Raw genomic sequence first — 13,664 nt, forward strand, 5'->3', positions numbered from 1 at the left:
TTGCTTAACTCTTCGCCGCTATGTCCCGCCCCGGGGAGGCATGGCGAGAGTGAGTGTGATGGACAACAACCCGGAAAAGCGCAGCGAATGGCGCGCCATTTTTTATGTGCAGGCCCGCGTGGCCATCCTGTTTGTCCCGGTCGTCGCCAGCCTTCTGATCATTGCCGCTCTTGCCGGCAACGACCACAGTTCCGACGCCCTCGACCGCACGGTTACGGGCTCGGTGAAATAGCGGCACGGCCGTCGGCTTGCCTGCCCGGGAACGGCCGCCTCAGAAAAACTTCGGGATCGGGCCGTTCTGCGGCGTCACGTCGCCTTCCAGGTCGATGAACGCCTCGTCGACAAAGCACCAGGCCCAGCCTTCCGGCGGGTCGTAGCCTTCGATGACCGGATGCTTGGTGGCGTGGAAATGCTTGGTGGCGTGGCGGTTGGGCGAGTCGTCGCAGCAGCCGACATGGCCGCAGGTACGGCAGAGCCTGAGATGCACCCACATGGAGCCGCTCTTCAGGCACTCCTCGCAGCCGAGCGCGCTCGGCGTCACCGTCTTGATGTCGCGCGTGTGTTTGCATTCATCCATTATGCTCTCCTGGCCAGTTCGGGCGCTGCTGCGTTGGGTCGCGCGAGATAGGCGTGCAAGGCAGCCACCACCTGGGCGCCTTCGCCGACGGCGGCGGCGACCCGCTTGACCGAGCCGGAGCGCACGTCGCCGATGGCGAACACGCCGCTGCGGCTGGTCTCCATCTGGCCCGCCCCTATGTCGGCGCCGGTGCGCACGAAACCCCTGGCGTCGAGCGCGATATCGCACCCAGCCAGCCAATCGGTGTTGGGGTCGGCGCCGATGAACAGGAAGAGATGCTGGATCGGCCGCATCTCGACGCCGCCGGGGTTGCGCCAGCGCAACTGGGTGAGATTGCCGCCTTCGCCTTCCAGCGCCTCGATCTCGGTCTCGCCAAGCACCTCGATGTTGGGTTGCGCCTCGATACGCTCGACCAGATAGCGCGACATGGTTTCCCTGAGGCCGCCGCGGCGCGCCAGCATCGTCACCTTGCGAACCTGGCTGGCGAGATAGACCGCCGCCTGCCCCGCCGAATTGCCGGCGCCGACCAGTGCCACTTCTTGCCCTGTGCATAGCCGCGCCTCGATCGGCGAGGCCCAGTAATGCACCGACGTGCCCTCGAACTCGGCCAGCTTGGCGACGTCGAGGCGGCGGTAGCGCGCGCCGCTGGCGATCACCACCGTGCGTGCGCGCAGGCTTTCACCGTCGCCGACGGTAAGCGTGTAGCCCTCGCCTGCTGCACCGAGCAGCTTGGCCTCGTCGGGGATGACTATTTCGACGCCGAATTTCTGCGCCTGGTTGTAGGCGCGCGCCATCAGCGCCATGCCGGAAATGCCGGTGGGGAAACCCAGATAGTTCTCTATGCGCGCGGAGGCGCCGGCCTGGCCGCCGAAGGCGCGGCAATCGAGCACGATGGTCGACAGCCCTTCGGATGCCGCATAGACCGCGGCCGCCAGCCCCGCCGGTCCGGCGCCGACAATGGCGACGTCATAGACCATGTCGGGATCGATCGGCCGCAGCAGGCCGATGCAGCGGGCAAGTTCGGTTTCGCCGGGATTGTGCATCAGCTTGCCGTTGGGGCAGAGCACGATCGGCAGATGGTGCGGGTCGACATGAAAATGCTCAATCAGCGTCTTGGCGCACGGGTCGCTGTCGGAATCGAGCGCGCGGTGCGGCTGGCCGCTGCGGCGCAGAAATCCCTGCAGCCGCAGCGTGTCGCCATTGCCGGCCGGGCCGATGACGACCGGCCCGCTCGAGCCGCTTTCCAGAAGCCCGACGCGGCGCAGGATCAGCGCCCGCATGATCCGCTCGCCAAGGCTTGCCTCCTGCACCATCAGGTCGCGCAGCCGCTGCGAGGGGATGACGAAGGCCTCGACCGGCTCGGCCGCCTCCGCATTGACCAGCGACGGCCGGCTGGAAAGCTGCGCCAGCTCGCCGATGAAATTGCCGGGACCATGAGTGACGATGGTCTCGCGCCGGCCGGGCCTGACATCCTGGGTGATATCGACCGTGCCCGACAGGATGACGATCAGCCCCGGCGCCACGGTGCCGGCGGTGACGATATGCTCGCCGGCGGCATAGGAACTCGCCTCGCCGAACCGGCGCGTGCGCTCGATATCGGCGTCGCCCAGGATAGGAAACATCTGGTCGCGGCGGGTGACGGTGATCGGCTGGGTGGGTGGGGCCATAGATAGAACGTAGCGCCGAGACGGCCGGGTTTGAAGTGGTTTGTTGGAGGACTGGCCGGAAGGGGAGGTGGCTCCCGCGCCATCTGGTTCGGATGCTTCGCATGGCCCCGCGCTGCAAGGCAAACAGCGCGCCGACCAGTGCGACCTTTGTAAGGGCGAGCCCGAGCAGTACCGTCGGCAGTCCTCGCTCACCGGTGTGTTGCAGGAGCAGCGCGCCGACGAACGGCGCCGCGGCTATCGCGTTACGCCAAGCGCCTGGGGTGCGGTGGTATCCTCGGGCTCCCCGAAGGCAGATCCCGGCGAAAGCCCATTCGTCACATCTTTGTAGAGCGCTATCGGATGCGGGCGCCCCACCAGATATCCTTGGATTTCGGGACATCCTTCCCTCATCAGGAAGGCACGCTCGTCCTCTGTTTCGACACCCTCCGCGATGACAGGCAAGGCCAGCGCATTCCCCAGGCTGAGTATCGTGCGCACGATGGCGGCCGATTGGACATTCGAACCGACACCCGAAACAAAACTGCGATCGATCTTGATCTTGTCGAATGGAAACGCCTGCAGCGAGGACAGCGAGGCATACCCGGTGCCAAAATCATCCATCGAGACCCTGACGCCCAACGCCTTCAACCTCCGCAAAACCGACAAGGCGGTTGCCCGGTCGCGGATGAGAACCCCTTCCGTGATTTCCAGTTCCAGCCGCCCCGGAGCAAGGCCGGTCTCGTAGAGGATAGAATGAACGAGGCCTACCAGGTCCCCGAAACGGAACTGCACGGGAGAGAGGTTGACGGCGATCTGCAGCGGTGAGGGCCAGGAGGCCGCGTCTCTGCACGCCTGCCTGAGCGTCCATTCACCTATCTCAACGATCGTGCCATCCTGTTCGGCAAGCGAGACAAACGCGTTTGGGGAGATGAGCCCATGTTTTGGATGGTGCCATCGGGCGAGTGCCTCGAAACCGAAGATTTCGCCGTCTATCCTGGCTTGCGGCTGGTAATGAAGCACAAGTTCGCCATGGCCGACCGCAGAGCGCAAATCTCGCTGCAAGGCGTAGCGCTCTCTTAGCCGCTTATCCATCTCAGGATCGAAGAATTGCACCATTCGACGGCCGTCCGCCTTGGCCCGGTAGAGCGCTGCGTCGGCATTTGCCATCAGCGCCGCTGCATTCTCTCCGTCTTTCGGATAGATCGCCGCCCCGATGCTCACCCCGATCGAAATGTGCTGGCCCCGGATCTCGAATTTGCCTGCCGCCGATTCGAACAGACGGTCCGCAACGTCCTTGGCACTCGCGGACCGGTCATCCATGGCCAGGACAACCGTGAATTCGTCGCCGCCCATGCGCGCGATAAAGGCCTCAGGCGCCGCAGTTTGGAGACGCCGGGAGATGGTGCAAAGCAGATCGTCGCCGGCGGCGTGCCCGAAAACGTCGTTCGCCTCTTTAAAATGGTCAAGGTCGATGCTGAAGACGGCAAAGCTGGCGTGCGTTGCTTTTGCACGCTCGAGCGTCGTGGCCAGGTGTGCTGCAAGCGCGGCTCGGTTCGCCAGGCCGGTAAGCGGATCGTGGTGCGCGAGATGCGCGATTTCCTCGTGCCGTGCCATCAGTTCGCTGCGCGCTACGTTCATGTTCTCGCGCGCGTCGTCCAGGCCGTGGGCGGCTTCCCTCACCTTGTCCTGGAGCAGGTTGAAGCTTTCGGCCATCTCTCCAAGTTCGTCACGAGAGTTTACGGTAACCGGCATGATGTTCACGGAGGCGTGCGCCGCAGCGAGGTCTCCCCGCCCCAGGGCGACCATGGCAAGAGAGAAATCCTTCAGCGTTCCGGATGTCAGACGCTTTGCCGCGTTGCTCACCTCGGTTGCCGAATGGGTGATCATTCCCGGCAAGATCAGGCCAACGCTGATGGTCAGCAGCGCGACAACGACAAAAATGTCCTCCAGCGCGGCGACCAATGAAGTGTCGCCTTGGGGAACGCTGCCGATCGCCAGGAAATAGCCGGCACCGTCAAGCACGAGCACAAAAAGCATGGCTCCGGTAAGCTTCAGGTGAAGCGTATGTGGCAGCAAGGGTAGACCGAGTGCGTATCGATCCTCCATCGTGCGCCAGGCGTAGAGCGCAGCACCCGAATATGCCAAAGCCAGACCGAACAGGACGGTAGGAAGGCCAAATTGCTGAAATCCCAGTATGGCAGTCAACAGCCATATTGCAGCCGCGCCTACGCCAAGGATGATCGTTCCCCTGGGAGCCCGGAAGGGTCGCTCGGCTTCGGGACTGTCACGGCGCAAGAGCCAGACTGCGATGTTTGGCATGCAGATGCTGATCAGGTACGTGAAATTGGCCGCGGCGATCATCCAGAGCGGATACCCGCACAGCATGAAGCCGATTGCCGCGGCAGCTGTGAGCAGCGTTGCCGCCCAGGGACAATCTGTTGAGGTGCGCCTGGCCAGGAAGCTCGGCAGCAGGCCGTCTTCGCTCAGCTGCGCAAGGGTCCGCGCGGCGCCTGCCAATGGCTGCAACGTTCCATGGAACATGTTCAGCATGATGAGCCAGATGGCGGCCGCCTTGCCGAAACTCCCCAACAAGGGCGCAAAGGTAGGCCCAAGAGCTATGGCGAGGTCGGTGCCGAGCGGCTCCGGCCCGAGCACACCCAGCCAGACAACCGGCAGGACCAGGAAATAGACGCCGGCCATTGCGGCGCTGGCCCACATCGCCAGAGGAATGTTGCGGTTGGGATCGATGGTTTCGCCAACATGGCAGGCTGCAGCCTCAAATGCCGGTGCGGCAAACCCGATCAGGTACAGTCCCGCCATCACCGACGTGATGTCGCCGAACAGGCCGGTAAACGGGCTGGTCAGGGCAAAATCCGTCGCCTGCCGCCAGTCGACCGAGCCACTGATGACCGGGACGAGGGATGAGAGAAACGCAAGCGTCGCGGAGGCCGTGGCGATCGGGATCGCCAGTTGGACCACCCACTTGATTCCACACAGGTTGACCGCCGTAAAGAATGCGATAAGCCCGCAGGCGACCGCCTCCACGGGGAGGCCCGGCAGGTACCATTGCTGGATTGCAGACGCTGAAAGAACCGCTGTCAGTCCGCAGGTCGGCACCCAACCCCACCAATAGCAGGTGCCCGTCAGAGCCGAGAGAACGGGACTGTAAGGTCGGAAGGCTTCGGCGCACGCTGCGGAGATACCGCCGACGCGGTTTGGCCACATGAGAACCAATTCGGTCCACGCCGGTGCGGCGGCCCAGCTTAGAAGCAGACCAACAACGAGCAAAGGAACCGCGGCGCTTCCTTGCCCGGGAATATTCCCCTGGCCGACAAAAAGGGCGGCAATCAGAAACAGGCTTTGATTGCTGCCACCCATGGCGAGCGCTGTCGTGCCCATCCATCCCAAGGTTCTCGGGTGCGGTCGTGAAGGCGTGAGGCCCGGCATTCAGAGACATCCATTCGAGTGCGGAGCGCTGTCTGACTGGGAAATGTAACCTGCGGAGATATGTCTGTCGAACGTCACGCTCCCAAGTCAAAGTTGGACCTTAGGCGAGACATATTAAGACTTCCTACCAAACCAGATCCGCCTGATGATCACTGTCAACTTGCGGTGGCTGCGGTTCAATCATGCTGATGCCGGCCCCAAGGCCTTGATCTCCTCAGATCTGGGATGTCATTTCCAATTTTATCTATCGCCCACTATGGAAGAGCGATCGAATAGTCGCGAATACAGCCTAATATCGATTATTATCGACAAATCTCGTGATTGCGGCGCTATCATCCGAAGGCGGCTGAAATCGACTGTAGATCGCTAATCACATTGACCGCTTTTGACTTCGTACCTCGCCATCGCGGGCAAAGACCGAGACTTCACGCCGTGCCTCAAGCTGGAGCTAACTTGTGCGAGCACGCCCATAGCCCTGCGTTGCAGGGCAAACAGCGCGCCGACCACGCTGGGCGCGGCGGTCGGCCTCGGCGCGCTGGTGGGTCCTTCCCAGGCCGGCGCCCGTACGGTCGATATGGCGATCGCTCGCTACCATCATCCGATCTGCACCAAACTGGCCTCGGTGACATTTCTGACCATAGGCGTGGCGACGCTCTGGACCGGCCTGCCCGGTTCTGCCGGCCGCGGTGATTTTCTATGGCGCCCGCATCGGCTAGCATGGCCGAGTATCGTCACATGCGGCGACATGGTGTTCTGGACGATGCTTGAGCACGACGCGACCTCGCCAGCGGGCACGCCTTCGACGCCGGCCCGTAGCAGGAATGTGTTCAGCACCAGAACACTTGGGATCAGCGTTGCGGGAGCCTGCACACGTGAGTACTCCGCCTCACAAGCCTTCCGGCTGGTCCTCGAGGACGAACGACGCTGCAATCAGGTCATCGCCACTGATGCGGCCACTGCCGCCAACCATGATGGATGCGACTTTCTGAAAGGTCTTCATGTCGGCCTCTGTTATGCGCGCATCGCGCATTCTCGCCCTGAGAGAACCCAAGCGGGTATCAAGGGCTGGCGATGTCTCGACGTCATCGATCATCTTCGATCATCCTGGAGCGCAATGTGAAATCCGCTGCCCGCCGCCATGGCCGGCGGCGGGCGGCAGCTATTCGATCAGTCGTAGACCTTCACAATTTTCCGGGTGCTGGGATCGACCAGGACGGTGCGGTTGTCGACCACGACGTAGCGGTATTTGACGTTGGGAACTTCGTGCAGCTCGACCGTATCAGGCAAGGCACTGCCGACGTTCAGCTCCACGCCCGGGATCTTCACCGAAGCCAGCGGCTGCTTTTTCACGTATTCGCGGACGACCGTATCCTGCTCCGGTGTGATGACGACATCCTGAGCTGCGGCGGCGCCGACCCCAGCCAAAAGCAACAAGCCTGCAGCGGCACTTGCAAAGTGGATTTTCATGGTTTTCTCCTCGCGTAATCCGGCGACGGCACCACGCCTGTTCGCCGAGGGACCGAACTTGAGATCAGCCAGATTGTTCCTGTGACTTCAGTCCGCGGCGAACCAGACCAAAGTCGGATATCAGCTAAGACCCAAGTCCCGAGGCGGAACGTTCAAGCGGGGCAGGCGTTTCCCAAATGCAACTAAATAAAACAGGAGAGGAACACATGGCAGACGGCCCAACTGTTGTTAATTCTGGGGGTGGCGGCGGCACTGCGATTGCTGTTGTTCTTGCACTTATTGCGGTCGTAGTGTTGCTTATTTTTACCGGCGTCATCAACATCCGCGGCGACGGCGGCAAGGATATCAACGTCAAGGTTGAAGCGCCAAAGGTGGAAGCTCCGGCTGCACCTGCAAAGCCTGCGGCACCTGCCCCAGCCCCTGCGAGTGGCGGCTGATCTGCTCGTATCCACGCCTTCAAACTGACCTATGAAAAGGAAATTCCCATGACCAGGTATTTCGTCAGCGCCGCCGGCGCCCTCGTCCTTATGGCGGGCATCGGCACCTCGTTTGCCGAGGATGTTATTGTTCTCAAGCCCGAACAACAGACGGTCGTTCGCGAATATATCCATAAGCAGAAGCTGGCCTCAGTCAGTTTGCTCGGCGTCGAACTCAACGTCGGCACGGCACTTCCCGACACTGTCGAGCTCCACGCAATCGACGTTCCGGATGTCCGCTACAAGTATACGGTTGTCGGAGATCACGCGGTTCTCGTCGATCCCGACACGCGCAAGGTCGTGCAGATCATCGAGTAACGCGCGAGCCCGCCGCTCCGATCAGGNGAAGCCTATGGCGCCGACGACGGCAAGATGATCATCCAGTTCTTTGGCTGCGCTGTGAAGGCTCTATGGGCGGCCGTTTTCTGAACGGGAGGATGTCTGATGTTTAGCGACAAGGAAACTTGGGTCCTGGAAGCTGCCTTACTCGCGGCAATTCCAATTTGCGTAGCCGTCACCGCACTCGTGGCATTTTTGACCGCGGCCTGGATATGAACCGCTTTCTCTTTGTGATGGGCGACTTTCTATCCCGGCCACCGGGCTTCTATGTCCTTCTTGTAGCCATGCTGCTCTGTACTGCGTTGGTGCCATTCGGCCTGACGAATGTGGTCACCTACGCATTGTCGGTAGCGGCCATCGTGATCACCGGCGTTGTGCTGATCCAGGGTTACCGCGACACGGCCGCCATTCACGCCAAGCTTGATGAGATTATCGTTTCGCTGAATGAGACCAGAAACGATGTCGTCGGCTTGGAGCATGCCGAGCCGGAGGAGATTCGGGAGAAGCTCCAGACACTCGAAGAAGAAGCAATGAAAGCGGTTCGCCCGCCGCATTGACCCTCCGCTGGACAATCTGTCATCCATCAGCAAAAAAGCCCGGGAACCGGGCTTTTTTGCTTCGCGTCTAAATCATTTCGGACTTATCCGAAACGGGAATTTGGTGCCCAGAAGAGGACTCGAACCTCCACTCCTTGCGGAACACGGACCTGAACCGTGCGCGTCTACCAATTCCGCCATCTGGGCTGGTGCGGGCTCATGTAAGCGGGCAAACGATATGTGTCAACGCGCTTTTTCGAGGGCCTCTGCCTGCCGGCTTAGTTTCCCGGGGGTCAGCGCCGCCCCTCACCTGCCTGCCGGCATCCTCTCCCCGTACAGTGACGGGGAGAGGGGCGCTCTCATCGATGATTTTCGCCGGTCACCTGCGTCACAAGAAGAGCGCCGAGGCTGCGGCCAGCCCTTTCTCCCCGTCACTATACCGGGAGAACTGCCCGGCAGGGCAATGAGGGGCAGCGCCGACTTGGCGAATGCGCTGGCCGAAAACCTCACCCCTCCAGCACGTCCTTCGACGCCACGGTGGAATCGGCGTTGAGCTTGTAGATCACCGGCACGCCGGTGCCGAGCTCGAGCTTGACGATCTCCTCGCCGCTCTTGCCGTCCAGCGCCATGATCAGCGCGCGCAGCGAATTGCCATGCGCGGCGACCAGCACGGTGCCGCCTTTCAGAACATGCGACTGCATGTCGTGCAGGTAATAGGGCCAGACGCGGGCGCCGGTGTCCTTCAGGCTTTCGCCGCCGGGCGGCGGCACGTCGTAGGAGCGGCGCCAGATGTGCACCTGCTCCTCGCCCCACTTCTGGCGCGCGTCGTCCTTGTTGAGGCCGGAGAGATCGCCATAGTCGCGCTCGTTCAGCGCCTGGTCGCGGATCGTCTTCAAATCGCTCTGGCCGACCGCGTCGAGAATGTGCTGGCAGGTCTTCTGCGCCCGGATCAGCGCCGAGGTGAAGGCAATGTCGAATTTCAAGCCGCGTGCCTTGAGCTTCTGGCCGGCTTCCTTGGCCTCCTTGTGGCCCTGCTCGGTAAGGTCGACATCGCGCCAGCCGGTGAACAGGTTCTTCAGGTTCCATTCGCTCTGGCCGTGGCGCACGAGCACGAGAGTTCCCGACATGTTTGCTCCTTCAAAATTATGGATGGTTTAGCTCAAGCCGAGCACGTCCCGCATGGAATAAAGTCCGGGCTTTTTACCGCGCGCCCAGAGCGCGGCCTTGACCGCGCCGCGGGCAAAGATGGCGCGGTCCTCGGCATGGTGCGACAGCGTGATGCGCTCGCCGGTCCCGGCCAGGATGACGCTGTGGTCGCCGACCACCGAGCCACCGCGCAAGCTGGCAAAGCCGATCGTTCCTGGCTTGCGCACGCCGGTATGGCCGTCGCGTGACCGCACATCGTTGCCGGCAAGGGAAATGCCGCGTCCCGCCGCCGCCGCTTCGCCGAGCAGCAAGGCGGTGCCCGAGGGCGCGTCGACCTTGTGCTTGTGATGCATTTCGAGGATCTCGATGTCGAAATCCTCTGGACCGAGCGCGCGCGCGGCCTGCCCGACCAGCACCGCCAGAAGATTGACGCCGAGGCTCATATTGCCGGATTTGACGATCGTCGCGTGGCGCGCCGCGGCCTCGATCCTGGCGTCGTCTTCCGCCGAGCAGCCGGTGGTGCCGATGACATGGGCAATGCGTGCCTGCGCGGCATAGCCTGCGAATTCGACGGTGGCTGCCGGCATGGTGAAATCGAGCACGCCGTCGGCCTTGGCGAACACCGGCAGCGGATCGTCGCCGATCGTCACATTGATGATGCCGATGCCGGCAAGCTCGCCCGCATCCCTGCCGAGATAGGGCGATCCGGTTCGTTCGACCGCGCCGACGACGCGGGCGCCGGGGATCGAATGGATGGCGCGGATCAGCGTCTGGCCCATGCGGCCGGCCGCCCCCACCACCACCAGGCCCATTTCGCTGGATTCGCTCATGCTGTTCTCCCCACCGCCTTCTTGGCGCGGCTGCGCCGGACCGGAGTTTGGACGGGCTTCGAGTCGTCGACAAGCCCCAGTCCGTTCTTGCCTTGAATGCGGTGGAAGCGGGCGTAGACACTGTTTGGATCGGCCATCAGTGCGGCATGGGTGCCTTCCTCGACCAGGCGCCCCTCTTCAAGCACGATAATGTGGTCGGCGTTGACGACCGTCGACAGGCGATGCGCTATCACGATGGTGGTGCGCCCTTCCATCACGTGGGTCAGGGCCTCCTGGACGCGCGCCTCGGCCTCGTTGTCGAGCGCCGAGGTCGCTTCGTCGAGCAAAAGGATCGGCGCGTTGCGCACGATCGCCCGCGCAATCGAGACGCGCTGGCGCTGGCCGCCGGAAAGGGTCGAGCCGCCCTCGCCGACGGGCGTGTCGTAGCCCTGCGGCTGCTGACGGATGAACTCGTCGGCCGCCGCCAGCACCGCCGCCCGCTCGATCTCGGCGTCGGTCGCCGAAAGTCGGCCAAAACGGATGTTGTCGCGTATGCTGCCTTCGAACAGATAGGGCGCCTGCGAGACATAGGCGATCGAGCCGCGCAGCGAGTGCTTGGTGACTTTGGAAATGTCCTGGCCATCGATCTCGATCGAACCCTTGTCGACATCGTAGAAGCGCTGCAGCAGCGCCACGAGCGTCGTCTTGCCGGCACCCGAGGCCCCGACCACCGCCGTAACCTTGCCGGCCGCGGCGGTGAAACTCAGGTTCCTGATCACCGGCATGTCGGCGCTGTAGCCGAACGTCACATTGTCGAAGCGAACCTCGCCGGTGGTGATCCTGGCTTCGACCGCGTCGGGCGCATCGCCCTGTTTAGGCTCCAGGTCGAGCAGCTCGTAAATCATCCGGGCGTTGACCAGGGCACGTTCCATACCGACCTGCGTACGAGCCAGGCGCCGTGCCGGATCGTAGGCCATGATCAGCGCGGTGATGAAGGAAAACACAGCGCCTGGTGGTTGTCCGAGCACCAGCGCCCGGTAGCCGGAATAGGCAAGGACGGAGGTAATGGCGAGACCGCCCAAAATCTCGGAAATCGGCGACAGCCGCTCCGCGACCCGGGCGATCTTGTTGTTACGCTGCTCGGCCGTATCGGCCATGATGCCGATCCGGCGCGCCAGCTCGGCTTCCAGGGTGAAGGCCTTGACGATGGCGATGCCTTGCGTGGCCTCCTGTACGGACCCGTTCAGCCGCGAGTTGATCAGCACCGATTCCCGGTTGATGCGCCGCAATCGGCGGGTGATGTAGACGACGGCCCAGATCAGCGGCGGCCCGATCAGCAGCGAGCTGAGCGACAACACCGGATCCTGGTAGATCATGACGCCGACGAGGGCGATCAGCGAGACTGCGTCGCGGCTGATGGAGGTCAGCGTCAGCGACAGCAGATCGCGAACGCCGCCGACATTCTCGTTGACCTGTGCCGCCAGCCGACCGGAACGCGTATCGTTGAAGAAGTCGACGCCGAGCTTCATCAGATGGTCGAAGCTGCGCTTCTGGTAGCGGGCGACCAGATTGTTGCCGATCTTGGCCAACGCGACCGCCTGGCCGTAACCGGCGAAGCCGCGCAGCACGGAGGCGGCCATGAACCCGGCGCAGATCCAGACGATCATGTCGCCGCGTCGTTCGTAGAAGATCTCGTTGATCATCGGGGCCATGATCCACGCCGTGAAGGCGGTGGTGGCGGAAACAATCAGCAGGCAGCCGACGGCAACGACATAGGTCCAGCGATATTCACTACCGTTTTCGGCCAGGATGCGGCGCAGCACCGCAGTGACCTCAGCTGGCTGGACTTTCAGTTTGAGTGGACTTTGAGCGGTCAAATCGCGGGCGCTTCGTGGTTTGCTAGAGCATGATGCCGAGAAGTGTGAAGCGGTTTTCGGACGACATCATGCTCTATCTCTTTGATTTAGAGCCGGATGATTTCAGGTCGATTCGATCTGAAATCAACCGGCATCTAGGGATGCCAGGCTGGAATTCGGCCCCCTCTTAGCGCCCCGGCTACGGCTTGCCTATGGCGAAACTTCGTCGCGGCTCGAGGTCAGGGTCACGAAAGCGGCAGCCATTTCCAGGAACAGACCCATGTTCGGGACGAAATGGATTACGTGCGCCAGCGCCGCCCCGCGGTCTGGACGCCGAACAGCGACGGGTTGCGGGCATAGGCGGCAAGGCCCAGAAGCGCTGCCAGCGGGTGGGTGATGACATAGACCGGCATCGAGGCCATCAGCGCGCTGTGCGGCGCTTTGTCCTCGAAGGCGGCACGGAAACTGCCTTCCTTCAGTGCCGGAACGATCTTTTGCGCGATGCCGCCGGTCAAAAACACGCCGCCGCGGCTCATGAACACCAGCGCGAGGTCGCCGGCGGTGCGGCCGAGGCAGGTGACGAACAGCGCCAGCGCTTCCTCGGCAACCGGGTCGGTCTTGGCCAGCGCCGCCCCGGTGATTTCGGCCGGCGTGGTGAACGGCGCCGGCTTGCCGTCGGCCTTGGCGACCGCCCGGTAGACATTGACCAGACCGCGCCCGCACAGGATCTGCTCGCCCGAAATGCGGCCGTCCAGCTTTTCGATATGCGGGAACACCTCGAAATCGCGCGGCGTCCGCGGACCGATATCCATATGGCCGCCTTCGCCAGGCACCGGGATCCAGTGGTGGAGGGCATGAACCAACCCGGCGACGCCGAGGCCGGTGCCGGGGCCGAGCACGACGCGTCCGGCATTCTCCTCCGGCGTGCCGCCGCCGATCTTTTCCATATGCTCTTCGCCGAGCGCCACGACGGCCAGCGCCTGCGCCTCGAAATCGTTGAGCACGACGATGTCGCCCAGGCCCAGATTGGCAAACATCTGCTTCGGCTTCACCACCCAGGGACAGTTGGTAAGCGGGATCTCGTCGCCATCGACTGGTCCGGCGATCGCCAGCACTGCCGAATTCGGCCGGATGGACGACCGGTCGAGCACCGCCGCCTGGATCGCCTCGTCTATGGTGGCGAAATTGGCGGTTTGCACGATATGCGGCTCACCGGCTTCCGAATTTGCGTCGAGCACGATCGAAAAGCGCGCATTGGTGCCGCCGACGTCGCCGATCAGCACTGGAAACCGCAACGCGGTGTCGTCGTCGCCTGACATGCTCTTGCTCGTCCCCTTTGCGGCGCCGTTGCGACCGTTTCAATCG

13 protein-coding genes and 1 tRNA gene are annotated in these 13,664 nt (G+C 62.8%); 5 read left to right on the top strand and 9 right to left on the bottom strand.

The features are described from left to right. Nucleotides 1-40 precede the first annotated feature (40 nt). Nucleotides 41-232 (top strand): hypothetical protein, encoded by a 192-nt coding sequence (locus X750_RS1000000164415; RefSeq protein ID WP_196814852.1) that lies wholly within the window; start codon nt 41-43, stop codon nt 230-232. A 39-nt stretch (nt 233-271) separates the two neighbouring features. Here the strand turns inward: X750_RS1000000164415 and X750_RS151465 are convergent, their stop codons facing one another. The 3 genes from X750_RS151465 to X750_RS1000000166380 form a co-directional block, all read right to left on the bottom strand. After that, on the bottom strand, nt 272-577 hold the full coding sequence (locus X750_RS151465) for a UBP-type zinc finger domain-containing protein (RefSeq protein WP_023698083.1): 306 nt from the start codon (nt 575-577) through the stop codon (nt 272-274). Further along, nucleotides 577-2,244, bottom strand: coding sequence for an FAD-dependent oxidoreductase (locus X750_RS151460; protein ID WP_023747441.1), 1,668 nt, complete (start codon nt 2,242-2,244; stop codon nt 577-579). The genes X750_RS151465 and X750_RS151460 overlap by 1 nt, the downstream gene beginning before the upstream one ends. Before the next feature lie 234 nt (nt 2,245-2,478). Continuing rightward, nucleotides 2,479-5,670 carry an amino acid permease gene (locus X750_RS1000000166380; RefSeq protein ID WP_084567135.1) on the bottom strand — a complete coding sequence of 1,064 codons (3,192 nt, stop codon included), beginning with the start codon at nt 5,668-5,670 and terminating at the stop codon, nt 2,479-2,481. 385 nt (nt 5,671-6,055) lie between these two features. Here X750_RS1000000166380 and X750_RS1000000167540 point away from each other — a divergent pair, with 385 nt between their 5' ends. After that, a complete protein-coding gene (locus tag X750_RS1000000167540; protein WP_196814851.1) occupies nt 6,056-6,790 on the top strand; it encodes a hypothetical protein in 735 nt (244 codons plus the stop codon). Between the two features lie 47 nt (nt 6,791-6,837). Here the strand turns inward: X750_RS1000000167540 and X750_RS151445 are convergent, their stop codons facing one another. Next, nucleotides 6,838-7,137, bottom strand: a complete 300-nt coding sequence (locus tag X750_RS151445; protein ID WP_023681215.1) for a DUF1236 domain-containing protein — start codon at nt 7,135-7,137, stop codon at nt 6,838-6,840. Between the two features lie 176 nt (nt 7,138-7,313). On the opposite strand from X750_RS151445, the gene X750_RS1000000164425 reads away from it, so the two are divergent. The 3 genes from X750_RS1000000164425 to X750_RS151435 all read left to right on the top strand — a co-directional run bounded on the left by X750_RS1000000164425 (nt 7,314) and on the right by X750_RS151435 (nt 8,509). Beyond that, nucleotides 7,314-7,574, top strand: a complete 261-nt coding sequence (locus X750_RS1000000164425) for a hypothetical protein (RefSeq protein WP_245262541.1) — start codon at nt 7,314-7,316, stop codon at nt 7,572-7,574. Between the two features lie 48 nt (nt 7,575-7,622). Beyond that, on the top strand, nt 7,623-7,931 hold the full coding sequence (locus tag X750_RS151440) for a DUF1236 domain-containing protein (RefSeq protein ID WP_023672071.1): 309 nt from the start codon (nt 7,623-7,625) through the stop codon (nt 7,929-7,931). 233 nt (nt 7,932-8,164) lie between these two features. Continuing rightward, nucleotides 8,165-8,509 (top strand): low affinity iron permease family protein, encoded by a 345-nt coding sequence (locus X750_RS151435; protein WP_023672069.1) that lies wholly within the window; start codon nt 8,165-8,167, stop codon nt 8,507-8,509. 101 nt (nt 8,510-8,610) lie between these two features. Here X750_RS151435 and X750_RS151430 read toward each other — a convergent pair. The 5 genes from X750_RS151430 to X750_RS151410 all read right to left on the bottom strand — a co-directional run bounded on the left by X750_RS151430 (nt 8,611) and on the right by X750_RS151410 (nt 13,618). Beyond that, a tRNA-Leu gene (locus X750_RS151430) sits at nt 8,611-8,695 on the bottom strand. 299 nt (nt 8,696-8,994) lie between these two features. Beyond that, complete coding sequence (locus X750_RS151425) at nt 8,995-9,615, bottom strand: 2,3-bisphosphoglycerate-dependent phosphoglycerate mutase (protein WP_023672068.1); 621 nt, start codon at nt 9,613-9,615, stop codon at nt 8,995-8,997. 27 nt (nt 9,616-9,642) lie between these two features. Then, nucleotides 9,643-10,464, bottom strand: a complete 822-nt coding sequence (gene dapB / locus X750_RS151420; RefSeq protein ID WP_023747442.1) for a 4-hydroxy-tetrahydrodipicolinate reductase — start codon at nt 10,462-10,464, stop codon at nt 9,643-9,645. Next, entirely contained in the window at nt 10,461-12,320 is a 1,860-nt protein-coding gene (locus X750_RS151415) for an ABC transporter ATP-binding protein (RefSeq protein WP_023681221.1), read from the bottom strand. Before X750_RS151415 ends, dapB begins: the two co-directional genes overlap by 4 nt. Nucleotides 12,321-12,598: 278 nt before the next feature. Then, on the bottom strand, nt 12,599-13,618 hold the full coding sequence (locus tag X750_RS151410; protein WP_023747443.1) for a glucokinase: 1,020 nt from the start codon (nt 13,616-13,618) through the stop codon (nt 12,599-12,601). Nucleotides 13,619-13,664 lie beyond the last annotated feature (46 nt).

Source organism: Mesorhizobium sp. LNJC391B00, from assembly GCF_000502535.1.
Lineage (GTDB): Bacteria > Pseudomonadota > Alphaproteobacteria > Rhizobiales > Rhizobiaceae > Mesorhizobium.

What these genes read in the sequence shown, in the direction of transcription:
- X750_RS151465 (WP_023698083.1), bottom strand. Translation starts at nt 577, where the DNA reads ATGGATGAATGCAAACACACGCGCGACATCAAGACGGTGACGCCGAGC.
- X750_RS151410 (WP_023747443.1), bottom strand. Translation starts at nt 13,618, where the DNA reads ATGTCAGGCGACGACGACACCGCGTTGCGGTTTCCAGTGCTGATCGGC.
- X750_RS151460 (WP_023747441.1), bottom strand. Translation starts at nt 2,244, where the DNA reads ATGGCCCCACCCACCCAGCCGATCACCGTCACCCGCCGCGACCAGATG.
- X750_RS151440 (WP_023672071.1), top strand. Translation starts at nt 7,623, where the DNA reads ATGACCAGGTATTTCGTCAGCGCCGCCGGCGCCCTCGTCCTTATGGCG.
- X750_RS1000000166380 (WP_084567135.1), bottom strand. Translation starts at nt 5,670, where the DNA reads ATGCCGGGCCTCACGCCTTCACGACCGCACCCGAGAACCTTGGGATGG.
- dapB (WP_023747442.1), bottom strand. Translation starts at nt 10,464, where the DNA reads ATGAGCGAATCCAGCGAAATGGGCCTGGTGGTGGTGGGGGCGGCCGGC.
- X750_RS151435 (WP_023672069.1), top strand. Translation starts at nt 8,165, where the DNA reads ATGAACCGCTTTCTCTTTGTGATGGGCGACTTTCTATCCCGGCCACCG.
- X750_RS1000000164415 (WP_196814852.1), top strand. Translation starts at nt 41, where the DNA reads ATGGCGAGAGTGAGTGTGATGGACAACAACCCGGAAAAGCGCAGCGAA.
- X750_RS151445 (WP_023681215.1), bottom strand. Translation starts at nt 7,137, where the DNA reads ATGAAAATCCACTTTGCAAGTGCCGCTGCAGGCTTGTTGCTTTTGGCT.
- X750_RS151425 (WP_023672068.1), bottom strand. Translation starts at nt 9,615, where the DNA reads ATGTCGGGAACTCTCGTGCTCGTGCGCCACGGCCAGAGCGAATGGAAC.
- X750_RS1000000164425 (WP_245262541.1), top strand. Translation starts at nt 7,314, where the DNA reads ATGCAACTAAATAAAACAGGAGAGGAACACATGGCAGACGGCCCAACT.